Genomic DNA, 20,256 nt, shown 5'->3' on the forward strand with positions numbered 1-20,256 from the left:
ATGAGGCAATCAGTCATGAATCCTTCTCGTCGGCTTAATATCCAGGATGTAATTGATGCAGCTCCAGTCTCGGCGTTTCAGTGGCGTGTGCTGGCATGTTGCTTTTTAGTGGTCACCATCGACGGCTTTGATACCGCCGCCATCGGTTTCATCGCTCCTGCTATCCGCCAGCAGTGGCTGTTGGATGCGGTTCATCTGGCCCCGCTGTTCGGCGCCGGTTTATTCGGCCTGACGCTCGGTGCGCTGCTATTTGGTCCGCTGGCCGATCGTTTTGGCCGTAAACAGGTCATGCAGTTTTGCGTTGCGTTCTTTGGCTTGATGAGCCTGCTGTCCGCCTTTTCACCCGACATGAATACGCTGACATGGCTGCGTTTCCTGACCGGTTTGGGGTTGGGCGGCGCGATGCCGAACACCATTACCCTGACCTCGGAGTTTTTGCCCAAACGGCGGCGGGCGGGGTTGGTGACGCTGATGTTCTGCGGTTTTACCCTCGGTTCGGCATTGGGTGGGGTGGTGAGTGCGCAACTGGTCCCCTTGATTGGCTGGGAAGGCATCCTGGTGATTGGTGGTGTGTTGCCGCTGGCCTTGCTGGTGGTGCTGTGTTTCGCACTACCAGAATCTCCTCGCTATCTGGTGCTGCGCAATCGTCGGCCGGATAGGGTCGCAGCCTTGCTGCACAGGATCACTGGGCAGGATTACCGCCATGTCACGTTCTACCTACCAGAACAACCGGCTACGAAAAGTTCGGTATCGGCTTTGTTCCAACGCGGTGTACTACCCGTCACGCTATTGCTGTGGTGCGTGTTTTTTATGAGCCTGATGATCGTCTACCTGCTGTCTAGTTGGCTGCCAACGTTGCTCAATAACAGCGGTATCGATTTGCAGCACGCTTCATGGATCACCGCCATGTTCCAGGTCGGCGGCACGATTGGTGCCATCGCCATCGGCCAACTGATGGATCGCCGCAATCCTTATTGGGTACTGGCGATCAGCTACGCCATCGGCGCGTTGTTTATCGTACTGATCAGCATTTCGGAAGGAGCGCTATGGGGGATGGCTTTTGCGGTGCTGGGGACGGGCATTGGGATCAGCGGTTCACAGGTGGGGCTGAATGCACTGTCCGCTTCCCTGTATCCAACCTTATGCCGCGCCACCGGGGTCAGTTGGGCCAACGCCGTTGGCCGCTGCGGGGCGATTTTCGGCTCGCTCGGCGGTGGGGTGATGCTGTCGTTTAACCTCTCGTTTTCCACCATTTTCATGTTTATCGCCATCCCGGCATTGTTAGCCGCCATCGCTCTGGCCTTGCTGTTCAGCCAGGTGCGCAGTGTCCGCCTGATTGCCAAAGCGCAGATCGCCCGTAGATGAAGTATTGATAATCCAAAGGAGCATGTGATGTCTGAATTAACACCGGCAGTAATGCAGCAACGAGCCGATTTTTATCAGCAAATCGACGCGATGGATCTCACGCCGCTGTGGGAGTCTCTGCACAATCTGGTTACCACAGTACCTAACGCGGGGTGCGTAGCCGCACTATGGAAATATCAGCAAATTCGGCCTTTCCTGCTGCGCAGCGGGGAGCTGATTGGCGCCAAAGAGGCGATCCGTCGGGTTCTGGTGCTGGAAAATCCGGCGCTGCGGGGCAGATCTTCCATTACACAATCGCTGTATGCCGGTTTGCAATTGATCATGCCCGGCGAGGTCGCTCCCAGCCACCGGCATACCCAATCGGCACTACGGTTTATTGTTGAAGGCGAGGGGGCATTTACCGCCGTTGATGGTGAGCGTACCACCATGCACCCAGGGGATTTTATCCTGACTCCACAGTGGCAATGGCACGATCACGGCAACCCGGGCGAGCAGCCGGTGGTGTGGTTGGATGGACTGGATTTGCCGTTGGTAAACTATCTCGGCTGTGCGTTCGCCGAAGGCTTCCCACAAGAGCAACAGCCGGTGACTCGCCCGGAGAATGACTACCAGCCGCGCTATGCGGCCAATATGTTGCCCATGCGCCATCAGGTTGGCAACTCGTCGCCGATCTTCAACTATCGCTATGACCGCAGCCGTGAAGCCTTGGACCAACTGCTGCGCAATGGCCCGCTAGATGAGTGTGAAGGCATCAAACTGCGTTATGTCAATCCAGCCACCGGCGGTTCGCCGATGCCAACCATTGCGGCCTTCCTGCAACTGCTGCCCAAAGGGTTCAGTAGCGCGAAGATCCGTACTACGGACAGTACGATTTACCATGTGGTGGAAGGGGAAGGCTCCGTCACCATCGGTAGCCAGACATTTACCTATTCCGCCAAAGATATCTTCATCGTTCCTTCCTGGCAGCCGCTCAGCTTTGTTACCCGCAGCGAAAGCGTGCTGTTCAGCTTCTCCGATCGGCCTGTTCAGCAAGCGCTCGGGCTGCTGCGTGAAGCACGGGGTTAATTTGCACGACATCATTAAAGGAAAATCACTATGAGCCAATATCTGTTTACTCCCCCAGCCATCACCGCCGTTCCCGTCGTCGGTAGCAACAGCCTGTTCCCGGTACACCGCGTGTATTGCGTCGGCCGTAACTATGCGGCACATGCGCGTGAGATGGGCTTTGATCCCGACCGTGAGCCGCCATTCTTCTTCTGCAAACCCGCGGATGCGGTTGTGCCGGTAGCCGTTGGGGAAAACCTGACGCTGACGTATCCGACGCAAACCGACAACTATCACTACGAAATCGAATTGGTAGTGGCTATCGGCAAGCGTGGTAGCGATATCCCGGTTGAAAAGGCGCTGGATTATGTTTTCGGCTATGCCACTGGGTTGGACATGACCCGCCGCGATCGGCAGATGGAAATGCGCAAGATGGGGCGCCCGTGGGAGATTGGCAAAGCTTTCGATTATTCTGCCCCGATCGCTGCCATCCATCCGGCAGACAGTGTGAAAGATATCGATCAGGCAGAGATTTGGTTGACGGTAAACGGCGAGGATCATCAGCGCAGTGGGATCGGTAATCTGATCTGGTCGGTGGCGGAAACCATCAGCTATCTGTCCGGTTTCTTTGAACTGCAACCGGGCGATCTGATTTATACCGGCACTCCGGAAGGCGTTGGCCCGGTGGTTAGGGGGGATCGGATCGACGGCGCAGTTGCAGGGTTGACGCCAATCCAGGTCACTATTGCCTGACAGGGGGCCAGTATGAAGCTCTACAGCTTTTTTAACAGTTCGGCCTCCTATCGGGTACGTATTGCCCTGGCTTTAAAGGGGCTGGATTACCAGAGTGAGGCGGTCAATATCCGCGTAGGTGAGCAGTTGAACCCGGCCTATCGACAACTGAACCCCATCGGGTTGGTTCCTGCGCTGGTGGATGAGCACGGGCTGGCGTTGGGTCAGTCACTGGCGATTATTGATTATCTCGATCGCCGTTACCCACAACGGCCGTTATTGCCGCAGGAGGAACGATCGCGAGCTACGGTGCTGGAGATCGCCCTGGCGATTTGCTGCGATATTCATCCGGTCAACAATTTGCGCGTGTTGCGCTATCTGACCGATGAACTGGGGATTTCGGAGGTCCAGAAGAAAGCTTGGTATGCCCATTGGGTTGAGCAGGGGCTGGCTGCCGTCGAAAAGCTGCTGGAGAAAGCCAACTCCGGCGACTATTGCGTAGGCCACGCTCCAACCTTGGCGGATTGTTGTCTGATCCCGCAGTGGGCCAATGCGTTACGTATGGGATGTGATTTGTCGGCTTATCCTCGCTGCGCCAGGGTTTATCTTGCCTGCAATGCGCTTGCGGCATTTATTGCTGCTGCGCCCGAGCAGCAGCAGGACGTTATCCCGGCTTAAAACAATAATCAGACCTGACAAATTTTCTGCTGCTGATGGCGGCTTGAAATGCGTAGGGCAAACATTGGGGAAATATCATGAGCAAACAGGCAACGGCAATTGTGGTGGGCGGTGGGATTGGTGGCGCAGCTACGGCGCTGTCTTTGGCGAAACAGGGGATCAAGGTGTTGCTGCTGGAGCGCGCCCATGAGATCGGCGAAATTGGGGCAGGTATTCAGCTTGGTCCTAACGCCTTTTCGGCACTTGATAGCCTGGGGGCTGGGCAAGTCGCCCGTCAGCGGGCGGTGTTTACCGATCATATCTCGATGATGGATGCGGTCGATGGTCATGAAGTGGTGCGTATTGATACCGGACAGGCATTCCGCGAGCATTTTGGTGGCCCTTATGCGGTGATCCATCGCGTCGATATTCACGATGCTGTCTGGCAGGCGGCACTGGCGAATCCGTTGGTGAGTTATAAAACCTCGACCCAGGTGGTGGATATCCGTATTAATCCGCACGATGTGGAGGTTTTTGACAGTGAGGGCAACCGTTATCAGGCCGATATCTTGCTGGGATGCGACGGTGTGAAATCAGTAGTGCGCGCCTCGCTGTTGAATGATAGCCCACGAGTGACCGGACATGTGGTTTATCGCGCGGTGATAGACGCGGCGGATATGCCTGAAGATTTGCAGATAAACGCGCCGGTGCTGTGGGCTGGGCCGCATTGCCACCTGGTGCATTATCCACTGCGCGGTGGAGCGCAATATAATCTGGTGGTGACCTTCCACAGCCGTCAGGCGGAAGAGTGGGGTGTTACCGATGGCAGTAAAGAGGAGGTGCTGTCCTATTTTGCCGGTATCCACCCGCGTCCACGCCAGATGTTGGATAAGCCAACCTCCTGGCGGCGATGGGCGACTGCCGATCGTGAGCCGGTGAGCCAATGGGGTAACCAACGCGTGACATTGATCGGTGATGCTGCGCATCCGGTGGCGCAATATATGGCGCAAGGGGCCTGCATGGCGCTGGAGGATGCCGTGACGCTGGGGGAAGCCATCGCGCATTGCAACGGAGATTTTGCGGCAGCTTTTGCGCTGTACGAGTCGGTTCGTATTCCGCGCACGGCACGTATTGTCTGGTCTACCCGTGAAATGGGGCGCTTATATCACGCCAAAGGCGTCGAGCGCTCGGTGCGTAATCTGCTGTGGCAGGGCAAATCGCAGGAAGAATTCTACCGTGCGTTGGAATGGCTCTATGGCTGGAAAGAAGAGAACTGCCTGCAACCCCGGTAGGAGGCTAAGAAATGGCGGCGTATTGCGACGCCGCCATAGAGGGATGTTAGCGTTTAAACCACTTATAATCCAGCGAGTAACGGCCAGCACCGGTGACGGCAAGCAGCAGCAGGCCGGCGATAATGCTGATGTTTTTAAAGAAGTTGATTTCATTGCCGATCATTTCTGCCCCAGTCATGCGCCAGAACTGATGGCCGATAAAGGCCGTGCCCAGCACGTACAGCGCATAAATGATGGCTATCGGCCGGGTGAAGGCCCCCAGCACAATGAAGATACCAAAAATAAACTCCACGACCACGGCGATCACGGCGGCCAGGTATGGCATCGGCGTACCATAACCTTCCATTGCCGTGACCGTGGCACCAAAGTTGGTGAGCTTCATCCAACCGAAAATTAGAAACAGGATCATCAGCAGAATTCTGGACAACAGAATGGTGCCGTCTTTTACACTTTCGCTCATTGTTAACCCCTTTGCCACTACCCAAAAATAGGTTGCTGTACCTGGTAAATAGTAGATCAACTTCACATTTTATCTAGGGAGGCCGGGTAAGGGAGTTAACGGGATTTCAACAGACGCCGAAGTCATCGTCTTCGTGATACAGGTTCACTTCATTGGCCTGTACTTAGGTGCGCTGTTCTACCCCCAGCTCGACCCAACTACAGATCAACGCTTCTCCGTCCTCGTCGATAACGGTCATCTTTGGCCCACCGGTTTTACGCTGTACAAAATCACCTACGGTAAATGACATTTCTCTGCTCCTGATCTGCTGGGGGAAACACTGAGTATAGGAGGTCGCTGGCATTCCTCAATCGGCTCGTTACACAGGGGCGCTGGAACCTGTTGCCAGCTCGGCCAGTTGCTGTTTCAGCCAATTGCAGGCGGCGGGACGACCATTTTTACGGTGCAGGTAGATTTTGATTTTATAGGCTGGAACCGGGAACGGCAGTGGATGGATTTGTAGAGGGGTTGCCTGCTGTAACCGTTTTGCTGCGAAGTGCGGGATGCTCATCAATAGATCGCTGGCCGCAATGATAAAGGGTGCGCCAAGTAAAGAAGGGGTCTTCAGCGCGATATCCCGCTGCAACCCTTGTTGCTCCAGTTGGTAATCGATTACGCCTCTTTCCTCATTCCAGGGGGTGACGACAACGTGCCGAGCCTGTAAATAACGCTCCTGCGTCAGTTCGCCATATTTCTGTGTAAAACCGGGGGCGCAGATCGCCACATACTCATCTTCCAGCCAGTCTATCTCTTCAATTTCTGGATAGACTTGGTCAGTGGTTTCGGTAAAGCCCAGAGCAAAATCAATCTTGCCTGCCAACAGATCGTTTAACGCCACTTTGCGTTCCGAATAGCAAAGCTGAAATGAAATGTGGGGAGCCTTATGCTGCATATGTGCCATCAGGGCAGGAAACACCGCAAAGGCGGTGTAATCGGTGATAGCAAAGGTAAAGGTTTCGCGGCTGGTTGCCGGCACGAATCGTGGGCGTGGGTTTAATCCTTTGGTCAACAGAGCCAGACTTTCGCCGATTGCCGGGGCCAGGCTTTCGGCAAATACCGTTGGCAGCATATCGTTACCTACCCGGTAAAACAGCTCATCGGAGAGACTCTTGCGTAGCCTGCTCAGAGCATGACTGAGCGCAGAGGTACTCAGCGCCAACTCTGAAGCGGCGCGGGTGACGGAGCGCAGGCGATAGACCGCTTCAAACACCAGCAACAGGTTAAGATCGATACGTCGTAAATCCAGATGCATAATATTCATTATCTGTTGATGAAAATGCAGTTCATACAATATTGGCTGGGTATTATGCTGGCAAGCAGGTTAGTCCATTCTTTTTAGGAAACATGATGACGATTGAAATCCGCCCGGCGGTAAAGGCCGATGCCAAATTGATTTTGGATATGATCATTGAGCTGGCCGTGTATGAAAAAGCCCGCGATGAAGTGCGCACCAACCAGGCAGAGATCGAGGAAAGCCTGTTTGGCCCCAACGCCTGCGCAGAGGCGCTGATCTGTAGTGTAAACGGCGAACCGGCAGGCTATGCGGTGTTCTTTATGAGCTATTCAACCTGGCTGGGCAAGAACGGCATCTACCTGGAGGATTTATACATCACACCCAAGTTCCGTGGTGCGGGAACGGGGAAAGCCTTGCTGCGCCATATCGCCCAGCTTGCCTGCGAGCGCCGTTGCGGACGTCTGGAGTGGAGCGTGCTGGACTGGAACCAGCCCGCGATTGATTTTTACCTCAGCATTGGTGCAGCCCCGCAGGAAGAATGGGTACGCTATCGTATGGAAGGTAAGGTGCTTGAGCAGTTCGCCATGTCTTGATCTGACCCAACCAGCTCACACGTAGGGGCGCCGCATGCTGTGCCCGTCTATGTAATCAATGAGTTAGATAGATTATAATATTTATACCCCAACAAATTCAGCCACTTTTTCGTCAATCTTTCCTCTTCTATATTGCCTCTTGTCCTGTGAGGTTCCCTACAACGGCCTTCGATGGGCTGTGTTACCTCATCTGGTTACACTAGAGCCAATAAAAAAAGGGGGGACTATGCGGGACATACAACAAGTTTTGGGGCGTTGGGGCGTGTGGGCACGGGAAAGCTCTTCTCTGGGATATTCACATATCGCCGCCGGTTTTAAAGGGCTGCTGCCGGGTAGCACTAAACAGCAGGCTTCTTGCTGTGACGAGGACGGCTTGGTGGTGGATCGCGCGGTGGCTCACCTGCAAGCCATACGCCAGCCGGAGGAGTTGGAGCTGATCTTGCGTTATTACGTTTATGGTCAGTCCAAATCCGCTATTGCTCGCGGCTGGAAATGTTCGGAAGGCCGGGTCAGGCAGCAGATGCAGGTGGCAGAAAGTTTTATCGAGGGTTGTCTGGTCAGCCAGAATATTCGTTTGGAAATGGATAGATAAATATTTAACGATAATAAAAAATCGATATTTAAAATTGTATTAATTACCACCCCGCAATGCGGGGTGGTTTTGTTATTTAAAATTAATGGCGAAAAATAATTTAATAAAAATGTATTCGCTACGAGTTTTATCTAGTAAATTGATAGCGTGGTTATTGCGTTTCGCAGTTGATAAAAATATTTCTTAAATAAACTTATCGCTACGAATTATATCAGCTAGAGTGCTATTACTGGTTTAACCCAAGGTGATGCACTCTTATCAATAGGGTTAAATCTGGAGGCGCTATGAGCACCTTGCGTATCAATGAGTTATTTGAATCCAGGTTAATAGCCTGGGCAGATGAGAATAATATTAAATACACCTTGGCTAATGTGAACTTTACGGAGCAAGACGACCTGCATCTGGAACCGTTTATTGCTCCCGAGCCTGCGGTGGCGTTAGGTATTTCCCAAGAGGTACAGACCTACAGCGGGAATTACCAGGTTAATATTGTGATCAAAAAAGGCGCTGGCGCGAAAACGGGCTACCAACTGGCGGAGGATATTATCACATTATTCCCCAGAGGATTGGTACTGGCGGACGAGGCGTTTAACTGTTACGTCAATGCTGGCGGGAATATCCTGCCGGCGATTGCCAAAGATGAATTATATACCCTGCCGGTTACCATCGGTTATTGGGCTGGGTATTAATGCCACAATAGAGTAGTCAACATCGCTGGGAAAATGTTTTCCGGCAAATCAACCCCACCGCCATCAGGCGGTTTTTTTATATCTGAAATTGGAGAATTACCATGGGTTTTGCATTACCAAATGGCGCCACCGTATTTGCTGGCGCGGCAACAGCACCGGGCGTAGTCACCCCCGCAGTCAGCAATGCTAACGGCGCCGTATTTACCGTGGCCACCGGCCACACTCTGAAAGTGGGGGATATCGTGCTGGTGCGCTCTGGCTGGGGTCTGATCGACAGCCTGGTGGCCAAGATCACTGCTCAGGTGGATACCAGTGTCACTATTGGCGCGATTAATACCACCGACGTGAGCTTCTTCCCGGCCGGTGGCGGCAAAGGCTCCTTGCAGAAGATCTCCAGCTGGACACAAATTCCTCAGATTACCGAGGTCGCGCAGTCCGGCGGCGATCAGCAATACGTACAGGTGCAGTTCCTGGAAGACGATCGTCAGCGCAACCTGGCTACCTTCAAGGCGGCCAAAACGCAGACCTTTACCTTTGCGCACGATGCTTCTCAGCCGATCTACAGCCTGCTGCAAGATGCCGATCGCAATGGCGTTACGCTGGCGTTCTATATGCATGTGCCGAAAGCCAAGGAGCTGCGCTACTGGTCTGCGGTACCGGCTTTTGATCCGCAGCCAACCACCGCGGTAAACCAGGTTGAAACCGTGCAGGTGGCGCTGGCGGTGCAGTCTTGCGATATGACGTTCTATAAAGTGACTGCTTAAACACGTCTATTTCCCCCTCAGGCTGGGTTGCCCGAGGGGCTAATAGGGATCAGTTAATACCGGTAATACGAGGAAATCATGGTTGAATTTAAATTAAATCCAAACCCGACCTTCAAGGCGGATGTCTCCGTTCCACGCCCTGGAGATGAAGATGGCGTGCTGACTTTTACTTTCAAGCATAAAAAGCGTACCCAGCTAGAACTGTTGGAAAAGTCCTTGCGCGAAACTCTGGATCACCAGAGTGAAACGGGTATTTACAGCAATGAGCCGATGGCGGATTTCTTGTTGGAAATCTGTGCCGGCTGGGCTTTGCCTGACGAATTTAATCGCGAAAACATGCTGGTGTTGTTGGATAACTATCCGCGGGCGTTTGATTCCATTGCCACCCTGTTTACCCGCGAACTGATGGCCGCACGCGGAAAAAACTGATAGCGCTTGCCGAAGCGTTCTATACGCCAGAGCCCGCCATTGAAGATCTCGGAGCCTTTGGCCTGAGCGCTGCCGATTATGATCCGGTGATCGTTGTAGCCTGGCCCGATATCTGGCCTGCGTTTCAGGTTTTTCAGGCTATGGGAACGCAGTGGCGCATAGGCGTGCGAGGCGTCAGCGGGTTGGATTACAACTGCCTGCCCTGGCTGATGACGCTTTATGGCGTGGACGATGAGGCAAGCGCGTTCAGTGATATCCGCGTAATGGAAAGCGCAGCACTTAAGATCATTCACAGTAAATAACTACTTGCACCAGTATTAAGCTGGTTGGAGGGCCATATGGCAAACTCACAGATTATGGTGATACCTCAGAACGTCATAGATAGGCAGCTATACAATAAAGATTTTACTCTTGTTACACGCAACTTGGTTACCGCTACCACCATCATTAATGAAGCGGCCAAAACATTCAGGCTAGGGCCTCGGACCATTAATGAGAACTCCGGAAGTAGGGGGCTGCTATTAATTTCTCAGTTGGGTGAGGTAATTAAATCAGCTAATGGGGAACGGATAAAATACGAGAATATCCGTAAATCATTACGTAGATTGCCTGAGGGTGAACTGAAAAAAGAGCAAAAAAAAGAACCTGGTTTGCTGAGTGACTATATTTCAGATAAACAGGCAGAGGCCGCTAGAAAAAGCTGGCAGAGCTATGTGGAAACCGCGACCGATATTTCTGCTGCGGTGGTGCAGGTGGCGAAAGCCAGCCATGAAGGATTGACTGAAATCCTCACTCGATTGATGACCACCGGCCGATTTAGCTTCCACACCTTTTCCTCTTCTATTTTGCAGATGTCTGCTGGGTTATTCAGCAAGATCATTAGCGGGTTTGCGGTTGATAAGGCGGTGAAATGGATCGACTCAACCTTTTTCCCTGCGGCGGATCCCAATAAAACGGCTACGGAAAATGCTGCCAAAATGCCAGCGAATGGAGCCGATGCTGCTGCTTTGGCTGAGGTTGGGGGCGGAGAAGTCGCAGGCGACGCCACCAAAGAGAAGCTGGATGAAGATAAGAAAACCTGGGAGGAGTATTTCGCAAGCGTCACCGATGGTTATAAAGAGCTCAATAACATTGGCCAAGCGTTCCACAAAGGATTTTCTGACAATTTGACCGAATTGGTGACGACCGGCAAAGCCAACTTTAAGGAGTTTAGCACGTCGATGATCACCATGATTGTCCAGGTTATCAACCAAATGCTGGTGGCTTATGCCATACAAGCAGCGATGGGATGGATTAAGGGGGCGTTTGCTCCTCCAGCATCACTGGTCACAGGGGGAACTGCGGGTGCGGCCAGCTCTGGAGCTACTGGTGCTATGGGTATGAGTACCAGTTGGTCATCATATTTACCGGGCAAATCCAGCGGTGGCTATACCGGTGACGGCGGCAAATACGATCAGGCAGGCGTAGTACACCGTGGTGAATTCGTGATGACCAAAGAAGCGACCCAGCGTATCGGCGTTGGCAATCTCTACGCCATGATGCGTGGTTACGCAGATGGCGGGCTGGTCGGCAACAAAGCCCCAATGTACGGGTTGGCGGCAGAGCAGGGCGGTGGCATTACGGTTAACAGCACCGTGGTTATGAACAATGACGGTTCATCAAATGCGCCCAATAGCTCTTCTGCCGGCGGCGGTATCGGCAAGTTGGTGCAGGGCATCGTCAATCAGGCGATCACCGAACGCCTGGGCAAAGAGCTCAAGCCGGGCGGCCTTATCTGGAACGCCTCAGGGGCTCGCTGAATTCCCTTTTCAATCATCAATAGTAATAACCGCGGTCTGGCACCAACCCTGACTCATTTCCCCTCACCCCAACCCTCTCCCCAAAAAGGAGAGGGAGCTGCTGCGGTGCTGTGGTCAGGTACAGAAGCTCACTTATAGCTCGGTCAGTCCCCTCTCCCTGTGGGAGAGGGTTAGGGTGAGGGGGCCATACGATGACTGGCGGTTATTACTGCTCGGAGTTTTTATGCTTATCGATACTTTCCAATGGCAAACGCAAGCCTCGCCTACCGGCAACTTTGCCCATAACGTCAGAAGTGCGCAGTTTGGCGACGGCTATAAACAGGTCAGCAGCAACGGCCTGAACCAGGCGGTACAGCAGTGGCAACTGGCTTATACCGGCCATCCTGCCGTTACCCAGTCGATGCTGACCTTTTTAAATCAACACGTTTTGGTGGCCTTTTTCTGGACGCCGCCCAACGGCAAGAAAGCGCTATTTCGCGTCAAATCGGATTCCATTTCCATCACACCGATTGCGCGCAATGTGGAGGCGTTGAGTTTTGCCTTTGAACAAGCCTTCGGCGTATAGGTGCAATCATGTCATTTAACAGTGAAGTGCAAAAGCTGGTGCCAGGGGAGGCGATCCAACTGATCGAAATTGATGGCACTGCCTTTGGCGCGGCCATCATGCGTTTCCATGCGCACAATATCCCCCACACGCAGGCCGAGATCGCGGCGGCAGGCAACGATGCCCAGCGGCTGAAACCGAAGTCGATCTGGTGGCAGGGCAACGAGTACGAAGCCTATCCCTACGAGATCACCGGTCTGGCGGCAACCAGCGACGGTTCGCAGCCAACACCGAGACTCAGCGTTGCCAACCTCAGCAATCTGGTGACCTCGCTATGCCTGACCTTCAACGATATGGTGCAGGCGAAAGTGCGGGTGCATGACACCTTTGCCAAATACCTGGATGCGGTCAATTTCCCCGAGGGGAACGCTCTTGCCGATGCTTCGCAGGAGCGGGTGCAGGTGTTCTATATCGACAGCAAAAGTACCGAGACCCACAGCGTGGTGGAGTTCCAGCTCTGCACGCCGTTCGATCTGCAAGGCCAGCAACTGCCATCACGGCAAATTCACGGGCTTTGCACCTGGTGCATCCGCGGTTGGTACCGCAGCGGCAGAGGTTGTGATTACAGCGGCAGCGCCTGCTTTGATAAGGACGACAAACTGATCGACGATCCGGCGTTGGACGTCTGTGGTGGCCGGGTGTCCTCTTGCAAAAAACGCTTTGGTGATGCGCAACCTCTGTCCTTTGGCGGCTTCCCAGGCTCCAACCTGTTAGGGAGGTAATGATGCAGGCTGACATCATGCAGGCCATCCGTGAGCATGCCGCAGCGGAATATCCCAATGAGTCCTGCGGTTTTGTGGTGCAGAACGGACGCAAGGCACGCTATCTACCTTGCCGCAATGTGGCGGAAAACGCGTTGGATAACTTTGTTATTTCGCCACAGGACTACGCGCTGGCGGAAGATCACGGCGAGATCATTCGCATCATCCACAGCCACCCTGATGTGCCCGTGCTGATCCCTTCAGAGATGGATCGCCTACAGTGCGATCATTCGGGCATTGTCTGGGGCATTCTCTCTTGGCCCGAAGGGGATTATACCGAGGTGGTGCCACGTGGTGAGCGACCGTTGGTGGGACGCAGTTGGCTGCTGGGCCATGCCGACTGCTGGTCATTGATCCGCGATTACTATCGCCAGGAACACGGCATCGCGCTGAACGATTACTCGGTGGAACACGAATGGTGGATCGATGGTAAAACCCGCCTGTATGACGATCACTGGTACGACGAAGGGTTCCGGGAGTTTCAGGGGCCCATGCGCGCGGGCGACATGATCATGATGCAGGTTTCGGCCCCGGTCACCAATCACGCGGGCATCTATCTGGGTGACGACATGATGCTGCATCACCTGTTCGGCCAGCTCAGCCAGCGTTATCCCTACAGCGGATATTTTCAGGAGCGGACGGTACGCGTCGTCCGCAGGAAGGAGCTTCTATGATGCAAACAACAAGACTGATCCGGTTGGGTGGTCAACTGGGCAAAAAGTTCGGTAAAACTCATCGGCTGGTGGTGGCGGATACGCGCGAAGCGCTGCGCGCGCTGTGTATCACGTTGCCTGGTTTTGAGAAATTCATGATGAATGCCCATAAGGACGGCGTGCAGTTTGCCTTCTTTAATGGTCCGCAAAATATCGGTCTGGCCGAGTTTGCCACCTCTAAAGGCAGTGCCGATATCCGCATTATGCCGGTGATTGTCGGGAGTAAAAATGCTGGGATGTTCCAAATTGTGATTGGGGTAGCTGCATTGGTGGGGGCATTCTTTACCGCAGGTGGAACGATGGCGCTATGGGGGTCGGCACTTGCAGCTCAAAGTGCAGTAGTAACCAGTTTAACACTGATGGGAGCTTCAATGGTGTTAGGTGGCGTGATGCAACTGATGACACCACAGCCCAACTTCGGCATGTCCTCTTCCCAGTCGGTAGAAAACAAGCCGTCTTATGCCTTCGGTTCACCGGTCAATACCACGGCGCAGGGCTACCCGGTGCCGGTGTTGTACGGCGAACGGGAAATTGGTGGTGCGGTAATTTCTGCCGGTATCTACGCCGAAAATCAGCAATAACTCCCTTTAGGGCAATTATCTACAGGTCGCATTCGCGACCTTTTTTTATGGGCGCAATATGACAAAGACACTTATTCATGGGCGCAAGGGCGGTGGTGGATCGGCGCATACGCCGGTTGAATCCCCCGATGATTTGCAGTCCAACGCTAAAATCAAAATCCTGCTGGCGCTGTCCGAAGGGGAGATTGCCGGTGAGCTGGACGGTACCCGCATCCTGCTCGATGGCACTCCGGTACATAATCCCGACGGCAGTGAAAACTTTACCGGCCTGAAATGGGAGGTACGTAACGGTACCCAGACTCAGGACTATATCCAGGGTATGCCGGATGTGGAGTCTGAGACGCCGGTCAACGTCAAGCTGACTACCACCAACGTCTGGACCAAGACGCTCACCAATACCGATATCGATGCGCTGCGCATTCGCATGGGCTTCCCGGCGCTGTTCCAGCAGGAAGATAACGGGGATATGAACGGCTCGCAGGTGGAATATCTGATCGAGCTTTCCACCGACGGCGGAGCCTATAAAACCGTGGTTACCGGCACGCTAAAGGGCAAAACCACCAGCCTGTACGAGCGCGATCACCGGATTAATTTGCCGAAAGCGACCACTAGCTGGACGCTGCGCATCAAGCGCATTACCCCAGACTCAACCAGCGGCAGGGTGGCGAATGCCACTCAGATCCAAACCTATACCGAGATCGTGGACGCCAAATTCCGCTATCCCAACACCGCCTTGCTGTTTATCGAGTTCGATGCCCAGCAGTTCAGTTCAGTGCCAAAAATTACGCTCAAGCCGAAGGGTAAAATCATCCGCGTACCGGCCAACTACGATCCGCTGGCGCGGACCTATAGCGGCAATTGGGATGGTAGCTTCAAGTGGGCCTGGAGTAACAACCCGGCCTGGGTGTTTTACGATATCGCGCTGGACAAAAACTATGGCTTAGGCAATCGGATCACCGCCGCCGAGATCGACAAATGGGGGCTGTACAGCATCGCGCAGTATTGCGATCAGCAGATTGATGACGGCTTAGGGGGCGGAGGTAAAGAACCGCGCTTTATGTGCGATGTGTATATCCAGTCGCAGCAGGATGCCTACACCGTATTACGCGATATTGCTGCTATCTTCCGCGGCATTACCTACTGGGGTAACGACCAGTTGTTTGCTTATGCAGATATGCCACGCGATGTGGATTTCGTTTATTCGCGGGCTAACGTCATCGGTGGCGAATTTGTCTATGCCTCTGGCTCTTACAAAAATCGCTATACCTCGGCGTTGGTGAAATGGGGGGATCCGGCCAACCATTATGCCGATGCGGTAGAAGCGGCTTACGACAACGAACTGGTGAAGCGCTACGGCGTCAACCAGACCGAAATCACCGCCATTGGTTGCACGCGGCGGACAGAGGCTCACCGCCGTGGACGCTGGGCGATCCTGAGTAACGCCAAAGATCGTACCATCAGCTTTTCCGTTGGTCTGGACGGCAATATTCCGTTGCCAGCCCGGATCATCGGCATTGCGGATGCCATGCTGGCAGGCAAGGCAAACGGTGGGCGCATCCATTCCGCGCAGGATCGCGTGGTGGTGCTGGATCGTGAAGTGACCTTTGGCAAGGGCGATCGCCTGATCGTCAATCTGCCGGACGGCACGGCACAAACTCGCACCATCGCCAGTATTGCCGCGGATAAGCTGACCGTAACGCTGACCGCTCCGTTCCGCCAGCAGCCTGAGGCTGAAGCAGTCTGGAGTATTGATTCCGACAGCCTGGCGATCCAGCAGTTCCGTGTGGTGTCGGTACAGTCCAACGATGACGGCACCTTCGCCATTAACGCCGTTGAGCACGATCCGGATAAATACGAGTTTATCGATAACGGTGTTCGCCTGGATGCGCCGCCGATCACCGTCACGCCACCAGGGGCGATGCCTGCTCCGGCGAACATCGTTATCTCGCGTTACGACTACGTCAGCCAGGGGATTAACGTTGCCTCGATGCGTGTGCAGTGGTGTGCTGTCGCTGGCGCGGTGAACTATGAGGCCCAGTGGCGCAAAGATAATGGCAACTGGGTGAACGTAGGAGCAACGCCTTCGCTGGGGTTCGATGTTAACGGTATTTATGCCGGTAACTACGAGGTGCGGGTGCGAGCGGTAAATGCGGTAGGCGTTTCCTCGCAGTGGGGCCATGCCGAACCGAGCTATCTGGCAGGGAAAGCGGGTTCACCACCCACGATTATCTCGTTGGCGGCAACCCGGGATGTAGTGTTTGGCATCCAGCTTTCCTGGCGATTTGGCCAGAACTCTGCCGACGGCCTGAAAACCACCCTGACGGTAGCCACCCGGCCAGATTTCGCCGACGAACGTTTGCTGGCAGACGTGCCTTATCCACAGCACCGCTATGACATGCAGGGCCTGCGTGCCGGGCAGGTGTTGTACTTCCGCGCGGCATTCACCGACAAAACCGGCAACCACTCTGACTGGAGCGAGTTTGTACGCGGGATGGCCTCGGATAGCGCAGACGTGGTGCTGGCACAAATCGCGCAAAGCATTACCGAAACCGAGTTGGGCAAAGATCTGTTGGAGAAGATCAATAGCCTGCCTTCGGATCAGAACGTCCAGGATCTGGCCGAGAAAATTGCCCAGGCGCAGGCCGATATCGAGGCGAACAGGGATGCGTTGCAAGGGGATGTCGACACTCTGCAAGCGGCGCTGAACAAGGTCAACGCCGAGCTGGCTGGCAGGAATGCCGATCTGAGCAACGCCGTCGAGGTGCTGCAACAGGATTTGACGCAGCTGGGCAAAGCCGCCATCGAAAATAGCCTGACCATCGAGCATAACCGCCAAAAACTCTCGCAGGCCCAAGAGACGCTGAATAGCGACATCAAGGATGCCCGTGGGGAAATTGACAGCACCCGAGCCAACCTGGTGCGAGCGGATGCTGAATTGCAAGCCAAGGTCGATGCCCTTACCGGTGGCACCAACGCGGCTATGGCTGAGGTCGTTTCACAGATCACCCAATTGCAGGATGGCGATCAGCAGTTAGCCAGCAAGCTTGATGCGGTGATTGCCAAGGCTGACGGGAATGCCGCGCAAATCGCGCAGGAGAAAGCGGCGCGTGTTGATGCTGATGGGGCATTGGCCAAAGACATCAGTTCGGTTAAAGCTACGGCAGATAGTCAGCAGGGGTTGATTATCAAGCTGGAGCAGGCGCAGGCCGATGCTGATTCGGCACTGGCTAAAGTGGAGTCCAATGTATCCGCCAATGCCAAGACGATCGGTGCCAACAAGCTTGAGCAGGATAAGGTTAATTCGCAGGTCACGCAGAAAACTGAGGCACTGGCCGATCAGCAGAAAACGCAGGGCCAACAACTCAGCGGACTGACTTCTGAATTTGGCGAGAACCGTGCAGAGGTTACCCAACAGCTGAAAACGCTGGCGGCGACCGATTCGGCGCAGGCTCAGCAGATTTCCGGGTTGCAAGCCAGCGCGGGTAGTAATACTGCGGCTATTCAGGCGGAGGCAAAATCCCGAGCCGATGCCGACGGTGCGTTAAGCCAGCGAGTTGATGTGATCCAGGCTACCGGCCAGGACAACGCTGCTGCCATTACCCGCCTCGGCCTGGCGCAAATCGATGCCGAAAGCAGTACGGCCAGCCTGCAACAGGCTTTGGAGGCTACGGCCAAGGCTAATATCGAACAGGCGCTCAAGCAGGATAATGATGTTCAGCGTCTGGACGAGAACAGTGCCCGGTTGACCACGGCGCAAACCGTTTTCGCCGATCGACAGCAGGCGCAGGCCCAGCAGATCACGCAGTTGGATGCGAACTTTGGTGACGTGTCTGCGCAGTTGCAACAAGAGATCACCACCAGGGCCAGCGAGACGAGTGCGTTATCGCAACGCTTTGACCACCTCAGCGCAGATGTTGGCAGCAATCAGGCCGAGGTGAATCAGCGTTTGCAGGCATTAGCGGACAACGGTAGTGCGCAAGCTTCACTCATCACGGGTCTGGCAGCGGCCAGTGGCGAGAATCAAGCCGCGATTGCCACTGAATCGCAGGCACGGACTACGGCGGATGAAGCGCTTTCCCGGCAATTGAACTCGCTGGATTCCACTGTTGGGCAAAATACGGCAGCCATCAATGACCGGTTACAGACGCTGGCCAATCAAGACTCGGCTATGGCGGAGCAAATTGGTTCATTAACGGCGACCTCCGGTGATAACAGTGCGGCGATCGGTGAACTGAAGCAGGCGCAGAGCGACTCGGCCGGTTCGCAGGCCGTGCTCAGCAGCTCTTTGGAGGCCATCGCCAAGGCGGATATTGAGCAGTCGTTAAAGCAGGCTGAAGACGTTATCAGCAATGATGTCGTCACCGCATCGATCAAGACCCAGCAGAACGTGATGGCGGACGATCAGCGTGCCCAGGCACAGCAGATCACCGAGTTACGGGCGAGCTTTGGTGATGTCGATGCACGCTTGATGACGGAACTGACGGTGCGCGCGGAAGCCGACAAGGCGTTATCTCAGCAGGTGACCGCGCTTGCAGGTACCGTTGGGGACAACAATGCCCAACTCAATCAGCAACTGCAGGTGCTGGTGAATACGGACAGCGCCCAGGCTAAGTTGATTAGCGATCTGACCAGCCGAACCGGGGTGAATGAGGCTTCGCTCACCTCCCTGAATCAAACGCTGGCCGATAGCAATAGCGCGACGGCTCAGCAAATCGGCGCTTTGCAATCCGCTACTGGTGACAATACCTCGGCCATTACCTCGTTATCGAAAACCGTGACCGATAACCAATCGGCAACGGCCAGAGAGCTTGGGTCATTGAATTCTGCGGTGGGTGCTAATGCCTCGGCAATCACTTCGCTGTCGGAAACGGTAACCAGCAACCAGTCGGCCACGGCTATGCAACTAGGCTCGCTAAGTTCTGCGGTTGGTGAAAACAAATCGGCGCTGATAGCGGAATCTCAGGCTCGGGTGGATGCAAATGGTGCGCTTAGTTCTCGTATCGATAACGTGAAGGCGAGTGCGGATAAGAGTACGGCGGCGATCCAACAGGTGAGCCAGGCGCAAGCCACTTTGGACGGTAAGGTATCCGCAACCTGGTCGCTAAAGGTTGAAACCAGCAAGAAGGGGGAAAGCAGTGTTGCCGGCTTGGCATTGGGGGTGGATGACACGGGGAACCGACAATTCCTGGTGCGTGCTGACCGATTTGCTCTGGTAACTAAAGATGAGGGTAATGTCTCTTCTCCATTCGCTGTAGATAATGGGCAGACGTTTATTAAATCTGCGTTTATTGCTGATGGGACGATTACTAGCGCAAAAGTCGGGGATTATATTCAGTCAAACAACTATGACTGGAATAAAAAAACCGGCTGGTCAATTGAGAAAAATGGTAATGCTGTATTTAATAATATTATTGCAAAAGGCCATATTGAAGCAACTTCAGGGACGCTTGAGAATGTTACCATTAAAGGAACTGCAACAATTGAACGTGTTGTTGCCAGTTCGATTGAGGGAGATATAGCAAAAATAGTTCCGGTTAGTGTTGGTAGCTCGGTGACGATCGCACCTCAACCATTTGATAGAACGGTTTTTATACCAATTGTCTCGGTGTCAGCCTATACAACATCATATGAAACAGGTGGTAGCAATAATAACCAAACTATTTATGATTATGGTTCGGCCAGTGCATCCATACTTGCCAATGGTGTTAGCAGATTAACTGTATCAGTAAAATCCACTTACAGTATGCAAGTGGCGACTGATAGCGATTCTTATTCTTTCCCTCTTTATGCAAATAATAGTGTAATGATTCAATATATAGCATCCGCTAAGAATGGTAATTATTTAAAGTCTATCGCTGTATTTGCAGTAAAGTCGTAATTAAATCTTAGGTGTTACTACGGTAACTTA

General features: G+C 53.9%; 20 protein-coding genes. 17 read left to right on the plus strand and 3 right to left on the minus strand.

Features of this window, described 5'->3' with window-relative positions; translation table 11 throughout:
- The first annotated feature begins 15 nt into the window (after positions 1 to 15).
- From U869_RS0125465 to U869_RS0125485, 5 genes are all read left to right on the plus strand, one after another.
- Positions 16 to 1,365: an aromatic acid/H+ symport family MFS transporter gene (locus U869_RS0125465; RefSeq protein WP_025119685.1), complete on the plus strand. Its 1,350-nt coding sequence runs from the start codon at positions 16 to 18 to the stop codon at positions 1,363 to 1,365.
- Positions 1,366 to 1,392: 27 nt separating this feature from the next.
- A complete protein-coding gene (gene gtdA / locus U869_RS0125470) occupies positions 1,393 to 2,430 on the plus strand; it encodes a gentisate 1,2-dioxygenase (protein ID WP_025119684.1) in 1,038 nt (345 codons plus the stop codon).
- A 30-nt stretch (positions 2,431 to 2,460) separates the two neighbouring features.
- A complete protein-coding gene (locus U869_RS0125475) occupies positions 2,461 to 3,162 on the plus strand; it encodes a fumarylacetoacetate hydrolase family protein (RefSeq protein ID WP_025119683.1) in 702 nt (233 codons plus the stop codon).
- A 12-nt stretch (positions 3,163 to 3,174) separates the two neighbouring features.
- Positions 3,175 to 3,819, plus strand: coding sequence for a maleylacetoacetate isomerase (maiA, locus tag U869_RS0125480; RefSeq protein ID WP_025119682.1), 645 nt, complete (start codon positions 3,175 to 3,177; stop codon positions 3,817 to 3,819).
- 77 nt (positions 3,820 to 3,896) lie between these two features.
- Complete coding sequence (locus U869_RS0125485; RefSeq protein ID WP_025119681.1) at positions 3,897 to 5,090, plus strand: 3-hydroxybenzoate 6-monooxygenase; 1,194 nt, start codon at positions 3,897 to 3,899, stop codon at positions 5,088 to 5,090.
- Between the two features lie 46 nt (positions 5,091 to 5,136).
- On the opposite strand, the gene U869_RS0125490 is transcribed toward U869_RS0125485, so the two are convergent.
- The 3 genes from U869_RS0125490 to U869_RS0125500 all read right to left on the minus strand — a co-directional run bounded on the left by U869_RS0125490 (position 5,137) and on the right by U869_RS0125500 (position 6,850).
- Positions 5,137 to 5,550, minus strand: coding sequence for a DoxX family protein (locus tag U869_RS0125490; protein WP_025119680.1), 414 nt, complete (start codon positions 5,548 to 5,550; stop codon positions 5,137 to 5,139).
- A gap of 163 nt (positions 5,551 to 5,713) precedes the next feature.
- A complete protein-coding gene (locus U869_RS31125) occupies positions 5,714 to 5,839 on the minus strand; it encodes a DUF2158 domain-containing protein (protein WP_071998290.1) in 126 nt (41 codons plus the stop codon).
- A 69-nt stretch (positions 5,840 to 5,908) separates the two neighbouring features.
- Positions 5,909 to 6,850: a LysR family transcriptional regulator gene (locus tag U869_RS0125500; RefSeq protein WP_081795967.1), complete on the minus strand. Its 942-nt coding sequence runs from the start codon at positions 6,848 to 6,850 to the stop codon at positions 5,909 to 5,911.
- Positions 6,851 to 6,936: 86 nt separating this feature from the next.
- Here U869_RS0125500 and U869_RS0125505 point away from each other — a divergent pair, with 86 nt between their 5' ends.
- From U869_RS0125505 to U869_RS30215, 12 genes are all read left to right on the plus strand, one after another.
- On the plus strand, positions 6,937 to 7,416 hold the full coding sequence (locus tag U869_RS0125505) for a GNAT family N-acetyltransferase (RefSeq protein WP_025119678.1): 480 nt from the start codon (positions 6,937 to 6,939) through the stop codon (positions 7,414 to 7,416).
- A gap of 226 nt (positions 7,417 to 7,642) precedes the next feature.
- On the plus strand, positions 7,643 to 8,008 hold the full coding sequence (locus tag U869_RS0125510) for an antiterminator Q family protein (RefSeq protein ID WP_025119677.1): 366 nt from the start codon (positions 7,643 to 7,645) through the stop codon (positions 8,006 to 8,008).
- 284 nt (positions 8,009 to 8,292) lie between these two features.
- A complete protein-coding gene (locus U869_RS0125515) occupies positions 8,293 to 8,697 on the plus strand; it encodes a phage tail terminator-like protein (protein WP_025119676.1) in 405 nt (134 codons plus the stop codon).
- Between the two features lie 101 nt (positions 8,698 to 8,798).
- On the plus strand, positions 8,799 to 9,461 hold the full coding sequence (locus tag U869_RS0125520) for a phage tail protein (protein WP_025119675.1): 663 nt from the start codon (positions 8,799 to 8,801) through the stop codon (positions 9,459 to 9,461).
- Between the two features lie 78 nt (positions 9,462 to 9,539).
- Positions 9,540 to 9,890, plus strand: a complete 351-nt coding sequence (locus U869_RS0125525) for a phage tail assembly chaperone (protein WP_037408281.1) — start codon at positions 9,540 to 9,542, stop codon at positions 9,888 to 9,890.
- A gap of 62 nt (positions 9,891 to 9,952) precedes the next feature.
- Entirely contained in the window at positions 9,953 to 10,192 is a 240-nt protein-coding gene (locus U869_RS0125530; protein WP_071998291.1) for a DUF1799 domain-containing protein, read from the plus strand.
- A 36-nt stretch (positions 10,193 to 10,228) separates the two neighbouring features.
- On the plus strand, positions 10,229 to 11,689 hold the full coding sequence (locus U869_RS32795; RefSeq protein ID WP_081795968.1) for a phage tail tape measure protein: 1,461 nt from the start codon (positions 10,229 to 10,231) through the stop codon (positions 11,687 to 11,689).
- A gap of 223 nt (positions 11,690 to 11,912) precedes the next feature.
- Positions 11,913 to 12,254 (plus strand): phage tail protein, encoded by a 342-nt coding sequence (locus U869_RS0125540; protein ID WP_025119671.1) that lies wholly within the window; start codon positions 11,913 to 11,915, stop codon positions 12,252 to 12,254.
- 8 nt (positions 12,255 to 12,262) lie between these two features.
- Positions 12,263 to 13,015: a phage minor tail protein L gene (locus U869_RS0125545; protein ID WP_025119670.1), complete on the plus strand. Its 753-nt coding sequence runs from the start codon at positions 12,263 to 12,265 to the stop codon at positions 13,013 to 13,015.
- A gap of 2 nt (positions 13,016 to 13,017) precedes the next feature.
- The gene (locus tag U869_RS0125550) at positions 13,018 to 13,728 is read left to right on the plus strand and encodes a C40 family peptidase (protein WP_025119669.1); all 711 of its coding nucleotides are present in this window, start codon (positions 13,018 to 13,020) and stop codon (positions 13,726 to 13,728) included.
- A complete protein-coding gene (locus U869_RS0125555) occupies positions 13,725 to 14,348 on the plus strand; it encodes a tail assembly protein (RefSeq protein ID WP_025119668.1) in 624 nt (207 codons plus the stop codon). The genes U869_RS0125550 and U869_RS0125555 overlap by 4 nt, the downstream gene beginning before the upstream one ends.
- A gap of 58 nt (positions 14,349 to 14,406) precedes the next feature.
- The gene (locus U869_RS30215; RefSeq protein WP_025119667.1) at positions 14,407 to 20,226 is read left to right on the plus strand and encodes a DUF1983 domain-containing protein; all 5,820 of its coding nucleotides are present in this window, start codon (positions 14,407 to 14,409) and stop codon (positions 20,224 to 20,226) included.
- The last annotated feature ends 30 nt before the right edge of the window (positions 20,227 to 20,256 follow it).

It is taken from the genome of Serratia sp. H1w, assembly GCF_000633355.1.
Lineage (GTDB): Bacteria > Pseudomonadota > Gammaproteobacteria > Enterobacterales > Enterobacteriaceae > Chania.

What these genes read in the sequence shown, in the direction of transcription:
- U869_RS0125465 (WP_025119685.1), top strand. Translation starts at nt 16, where the DNA reads ATGAATCCTTCTCGTCGGCTTAATATCCAGGATGTAATTGATGCAGCT.
- gtdA (WP_025119684.1), top strand. Translation starts at nt 1,393, where the DNA reads ATGTCTGAATTAACACCGGCAGTAATGCAGCAACGAGCCGATTTTTAT.
- U869_RS0125475 (WP_025119683.1), top strand. Translation starts at nt 2,461, where the DNA reads ATGAGCCAATATCTGTTTACTCCCCCAGCCATCACCGCCGTTCCCGTC.
- maiA (WP_025119682.1), top strand. Translation starts at nt 3,175, where the DNA reads ATGAAGCTCTACAGCTTTTTTAACAGTTCGGCCTCCTATCGGGTACGT.
- U869_RS0125485 (WP_025119681.1), top strand. Translation starts at nt 3,897, where the DNA reads ATGAGCAAACAGGCAACGGCAATTGTGGTGGGCGGTGGGATTGGTGGC.
- U869_RS0125490 (WP_025119680.1), bottom strand. Translation starts at nt 5,550, where the DNA reads ATGAGCGAAAGTGTAAAAGACGGCACCATTCTGTTGTCCAGAATTCTG.
- U869_RS31125 (WP_071998290.1), bottom strand. Translation starts at nt 5,839, where the DNA reads ATGTCATTTACCGTAGGTGATTTTGTACAGCGTAAAACCGGTGGGCCA.
- U869_RS0125500 (WP_081795967.1), bottom strand. Translation starts at nt 6,850, where the DNA reads ATGAATATTATGCATCTGGATTTACGACGTATCGATCTTAACCTGTTG.
- U869_RS0125505 (WP_025119678.1), top strand. Translation starts at nt 6,937, where the DNA reads ATGACGATTGAAATCCGCCCGGCGGTAAAGGCCGATGCCAAATTGATT.
- U869_RS0125510 (WP_025119677.1), top strand. Translation starts at nt 7,643, where the DNA reads ATGCGGGACATACAACAAGTTTTGGGGCGTTGGGGCGTGTGGGCACGG.
- U869_RS0125515 (WP_025119676.1), top strand. Translation starts at nt 8,293, where the DNA reads ATGAGCACCTTGCGTATCAATGAGTTATTTGAATCCAGGTTAATAGCC.
- U869_RS0125520 (WP_025119675.1), top strand. Translation starts at nt 8,799, where the DNA reads ATGGGTTTTGCATTACCAAATGGCGCCACCGTATTTGCTGGCGCGGCA.
- U869_RS0125525 (WP_037408281.1), top strand. Translation starts at nt 9,540, where the DNA reads ATGGTTGAATTTAAATTAAATCCAAACCCGACCTTCAAGGCGGATGTC.
- U869_RS32795 (WP_081795968.1), top strand. Translation starts at nt 10,229, where the DNA reads ATGGCAAACTCACAGATTATGGTGATACCTCAGAACGTCATAGATAGG.
- U869_RS0125540 (WP_025119671.1), top strand. Translation starts at nt 11,913, where the DNA reads ATGCTTATCGATACTTTCCAATGGCAAACGCAAGCCTCGCCTACCGGC.
- U869_RS0125545 (WP_025119670.1), top strand. Translation starts at nt 12,263, where the DNA reads ATGTCATTTAACAGTGAAGTGCAAAAGCTGGTGCCAGGGGAGGCGATC.
- U869_RS0125550 (WP_025119669.1), top strand. Translation starts at nt 13,018, where the DNA reads ATGCAGGCTGACATCATGCAGGCCATCCGTGAGCATGCCGCAGCGGAA.
- U869_RS0125555 (WP_025119668.1), top strand. Translation starts at nt 13,725, where the DNA reads ATGATGCAAACAACAAGACTGATCCGGTTGGGTGGTCAACTGGGCAAA.
- U869_RS30215 (WP_025119667.1), top strand. Translation starts at nt 14,407, where the DNA reads ATGACAAAGACACTTATTCATGGGCGCAAGGGCGGTGGTGGATCGGCG.